At 69.2% G+C, this 4,020-nt stretch carries 6 protein-coding genes and 1 pseudogene; all 7 read left to right on the top strand.

Annotated features, from left to right (window positions below):
* Positions 1 to 747 (top strand): type II secretion system F family protein (locus RWX45_RS09295; RefSeq protein WP_316023451.1); only part of this gene is annotated, 747 nt, incomplete at its 5' end.
* Positions 744 to 1,667 (top strand): type II secretion system F family protein, encoded by a 924-nt coding sequence (locus RWX45_RS09300; protein ID WP_316023452.1) that lies wholly within the window; start codon positions 744 to 746, stop codon positions 1,665 to 1,667. The genes RWX45_RS09295 and RWX45_RS09300, both read left to right, overlap by 4 nt.
* A 58-nt stretch (positions 1,668 to 1,725) precedes the next feature.
* Positions 1,726 to 1,944 carry a hypothetical protein gene (locus RWX45_RS09305; protein WP_316023453.1) on the top strand — a complete coding sequence of 73 codons (219 nt, stop codon included), beginning with the start codon at positions 1,726 to 1,728 and terminating at the stop codon, positions 1,942 to 1,944.
* A 3-nt stretch (positions 1,945 to 1,947) separates the two neighbouring features.
* Positions 1,948 to 2,364, top strand: coding sequence for a pilus assembly protein (locus RWX45_RS09310; RefSeq protein WP_316023454.1), 417 nt, complete (start codon positions 1,948 to 1,950; stop codon positions 2,362 to 2,364).
* Positions 2,361 to 2,807 (top strand): TadE/TadG family type IV pilus assembly protein, encoded by a 447-nt coding sequence (locus RWX45_RS09315; RefSeq protein WP_316023455.1) that lies wholly within the window; start codon positions 2,361 to 2,363, stop codon positions 2,805 to 2,807. The genes RWX45_RS09310 and RWX45_RS09315 overlap by 4 nt, the downstream gene beginning before the upstream one ends.
* Positions 2,804 to 3,232: a Tad domain-containing protein gene (locus tag RWX45_RS09320; protein ID WP_316023456.1), complete on the top strand. Its 429-nt coding sequence runs from the start codon at positions 2,804 to 2,806 to the stop codon at positions 3,230 to 3,232. Before RWX45_RS09315 ends, RWX45_RS09320 begins: the two co-directional genes overlap by 4 nt.
* A pseudogene (locus tag RWX45_RS09325) lies at positions 3,229 to 4,020 on the top strand (hypothetical protein); the annotation flags it as partial. The gene RWX45_RS09320 and the pseudogene RWX45_RS09325, both read left to right, overlap by 4 nt.

Here is a 4,020-nt window from a genome sequence, read left to right on the forward strand (position 1 = left end):
CCCGCAAGCAGGCTGCGACGATTCCTGGTTGCCGCCGGCGTCGCCGGTGCCGTATTTGTGCTCACCCGCTGGATTGTTCTGGCGGCCGCGGGCGGGGTGTTGGTACTGGTGTGGCCGGCGTTATTCGGCGGCGCCCGGCAGGAGCGCGTCGCAGCCGCCAAGATAGAAGCCCTGGCCACCTGGGCGGAGTCATTGCGTGACACCATCGCCGGCGCCGTGGGCCTAGAGCAGGCCATCCCCGCCACGGTCTACGCCGCTGCCCCGGTCATCCGTGAGGACCTGGCGCTGCTGGCGGATCGGATGCGAGTGCGGGTGCCGCTGGCTACCGCGCTGCGCCAGTTCGCCGATGACCTGGATGACCCGACGGCGGATCTCATCGTATCGGCGCTCATGATGAACTCGCGGCTGCGCGGTCCAGGACTGCGGCAGCTGCTCGGCGCGCTTGCGGATACCGCCCGCGCCGAGCTTGACATGCGTCAGCGAGTCTCGGCCTCCCGCGCCGGCACCCGTCGCTCAGCCCAGATCGTTGTGGTGTTCTCGGTTCTGGTCATGCTGGGCCTGGCACTGTTCAACCGCAGCTTCGTTGCGCCCTACTCCACCGTGCAGGGGCAGCTCGTTCTGCTCATCGTGGTCGGCCTGTTCGCGATCGGGCTGATGTGGATGCGGCGGCTGTCCGGGGTTGTGCTCCCGCGTCGCTTCCTCACCGTCAGCGCCGTCGGCGTCGAGCCGGCGAAGGAGGCCGCATGAATACCTGGATCCTGATCGGAGGCGCGGTCTGTGGCGCCGGCGTCCTCCTGCTCATCCTGGTGATCGCGCCGCCGCGGGTGCAACCGGCACCCGCCCTGGTCGAACTCGACACCATGCGGGACGAGACCCGACTGCGCCGGGACGCTCAGCGTCTCAACCCGGTTGAACGTGCCCTGCCGGACTGGCTCGACGCTATGGGCTTTCGTGCCGCCGCCCTGCTACGCCGCACCGGCCTGGAACTAGGGTCGCTGGCAGCCGACTTGGCCGTCGTGGGCAGATCCATGGAACGGCACCTCGTCATTTCGCTCATGTCCGGGTTGATCGCTTTCGCAGCTCCGCTGACGCTGGTCGGCCTGGCGGGCGCATGGGGGATGGTCACCGCCTGGCAGACGCCGGTGCTGGTATGCCTCATCCTCGGACTACTAGCGGCAGTGCTGCCGACCGTCCGCTTGCGCAGCCAGGCCGAAGCGGCACGCCGCGACTTCCGGCACGTTGTGGGGTCCTACCTCGACCTGGTGTCTATGTCGCTGGCCGCCGGCCGGGGCGTTCCGGAGGCACTCGACGCGGCCGCAACGCTCTCCGATGACCCCGCCATGGTGCGCATTCGCGACGCCCTGTCCTCCGCTCGTCTGCGTGGCGAGACCCCCTGGGCTGCCATGGGACAGCTCGGGGAGCAGCTGCGCATTGACGAATTGCGCGATCTGTCGGCTGCCCTCGGTCTGGTCGCCGAGGATGGAGCCAAGATCCGTGAGTCGCTCGCCGCGCGGGCCACCAGCATGCGACGCCGCGAACTTGCCGACGCCGAGGGCAAGGCCGGAGAGAGTTCTGAATCCATGCTCGTGGCTCAACTCATCATCGCCATGGGGTTCATCGTGTTCCTCGTCTATCCGGCTCTCGCCGGGATTATGGGCAGCACGTGACCCCTTCTACCACGCCCCGATTCCCCCTTGAGAAAGAACCCTGCAGAAAGGAACCGACATGCTCCGTCTCATGTGCACACTGCAAATCATCGCCGGCAACCTCACCCACGCGACCCGCAGGCGCCTGCACGGTGCCGACGCCGAGAAAGGCGCCTCCACGGTTGAATGGGTCATCATTACCGGATTCCTCATTGTCCTGGCCGCCCTGGTGGGACGAGTCATCTACGGGCTCGTTCAAGACGCCTCCTCGAACCTTGAGGTGCCCAGCCTGGGCTGACCGATGACCCTGTTGGCGCCGCTGCGCAGACGACTGCGCGAGGAGACCGGGGCTTCCTCGGTGGAGCTCCTGGTCTTCTTCCCGCTGCTCATGCTCATCATCCTCGTCACTGTCCAGGTCGCGTTGTCCTGGTACGGCAACGAGGTGGCCATGGCTACTGCCCGGGAAACCATCCGGGTGGTACGCGAGGGTGGCACCGCGCCGTCCGAGATCTCCCAAGCGGAGGCCGACGGCGTGCGGTACGCGGGCCAGGTGGGTGGCGGCCGCGCCCTAACCGGAGTCGATGTGAGCGTCGTCGTGGACGGCGAGCAGGCGCGGGTCACCGTCACCGGCACCTCCATGGACATTGTGGCCGGCCTGGCCCCACGCATTAAGGCCGCTGTCACCGCCCCCATCGAGACCTTCCGGGAGGACACGTGAAAGGCGGCTTCCGCACCGGGGCCGCCCGCCGCCACCTGGCTGCTCGGCGGGCCGGTGAACGCGGCACCATGTCGGTGGAGATGGTTGTCATCGCCCCGGTCCTGCTTATGGTCGTCATGCTCGTGGTAGCGGCGGGGCGCTGGGTCTCCGCCGAGGGTATGGCCCAGGCCGCCGCGCGTGACGCCGCCCGCGCCGCCTCCATGGAACGCTCCGTCGGCGCGGCCGCGCGTGCCGCCTCCGCCAGCCTGGCTGCGGCCGACACCGCCAACGCCGCATGCACGTCGGCCACGGACGTATCCGGCTTCTCCCGGGGCGGCTCGGTGGAGGTCACCGTCAGCTGCGAGGTGCGCTTGGCCGACCTCGGCCTGGTCTTCCTGCCCGGAACCACCACCGTCAGCTCCAACTCAGTCTCACCAGTCGACACCTGGAGGGGAACCCGATGACCACCGACACCCGCGAACGCGGCTCGACTTCCGTCTTCGCCGTCATCGTGGTTGCCGTGCTCATGGCGCTGGCCGGGTTATGCATCGACGGCGGGAAAGCGCTCAACGCACGCGCCACCCTGGCCGATACGGCCGAGCAGGCCGCCCGGGCCGGCGCCCAACAGATTGCGGGAGGCTCACTGCGCGGCAGCGGCGGCGTCACCCTCGACGCCGCAGGCGCCCGCTCGGCCGCCCGCAGCTACCTCACCCGCTCGGGTATCAGCCCCGATGGCTTCAGCGTGACCGTGACCGGATCGGAGGTCATCGTCACGCTGGAGGAGGACGTTCCCACCACCACGCTCCGTCTCGTGGGCATGGGCAGCGTGCACGTGCATGTCACTGGTACGGCCCATGCTGCGGTCGGTATCAACCAGGAGGAATCGTGACCCCGACGCTCCAGCAGACGGCACCCGGACCGGCCCGCTTCCGCGCCCCGGCGCCGGACCAGCGTGAGCCCACCTGGCGCTCACTCCTGTCTGCCGCCGTCCTCGCAGCCGTGATCTTCGGCGTGCCCTGCCTCATGCTCTGGCAGGCGGGACCGCCGCCGCTGCCCGACCACCTGGACGTGTCACTCATCACCCGGGCGGTCTCCCTTGACGCCGTGCTGGGCGTACTCAACTGGGTGGTGTGGCTGGCGTGGTTGCAATTCACCGCCTGCACCATCGTCGAGTTCGCCTCCGCACTGCGGGGACACGGCCTGCCCGCGCATGTGCCGCTCGCGGGCGGCACCCAGGCGCTGGTACGCCGCCTGGTCACTTCCGCCCTGGTTCTCGGCGCCGTCGTCGCGCCTGCCGCCGCAGCGGCACCGGCTACCGCTCCGCAGCCCGCCCCAGTCGCGGCGGTCCAAACGGACACCATCGCCGACACCACAGCGACCTCAGTAGCGGCCTCACACAGCCGGGACGCCGCGCCCACCGCAGACAGCCCCGGCGCGCAGAATCAGGATGCGGACCAGGAGGTGCGCTACATGCTGGGCGATACCGAACTGCCCGCCGACGTCGGAGCAGAACTCGTCGGCCAGCGCGTCTACGTGGTCCAGCCCCCAGCGGGGCGCTACCACGACAACATGTGGGACATCGCCGCACGTACGCTCGGCGACGGCCGCGCCTACCAGCAGATCTATGACCTCAACGTCGGCAGGGTCCAGCCCGACGGCCGCTCCCTTGAACTGGCC

The organism is Actinomyces sp. MRS3W, from assembly GCF_032465695.1.
In the GTDB taxonomy this organism is placed as follows: Bacteria; Actinomycetota; Actinomycetes; order Actinomycetales; family Actinomycetaceae; genus Actinomyces.

Excerpts from the sequence above, each read along its gene's own strand:
- RWX45_RS09300 (WP_316023452.1), top strand. The coding sequence starts at position 744 with ATGAATACCTGGATCCTGATCGGAGGCGCGGTCTGTGGCGCCGGCGTC.
- RWX45_RS09305 (WP_316023453.1), top strand. The coding sequence starts at position 1,726 with ATGCTCCGTCTCATGTGCACACTGCAAATCATCGCCGGCAACCTCACC.
- RWX45_RS09310 (WP_316023454.1), top strand. The coding sequence starts at position 1,948 with ATGACCCTGTTGGCGCCGCTGCGCAGACGACTGCGCGAGGAGACCGGG.
- RWX45_RS09320 (WP_316023456.1), top strand. The coding sequence starts at position 2,804 with ATGACCACCGACACCCGCGAACGCGGCTCGACTTCCGTCTTCGCCGTC.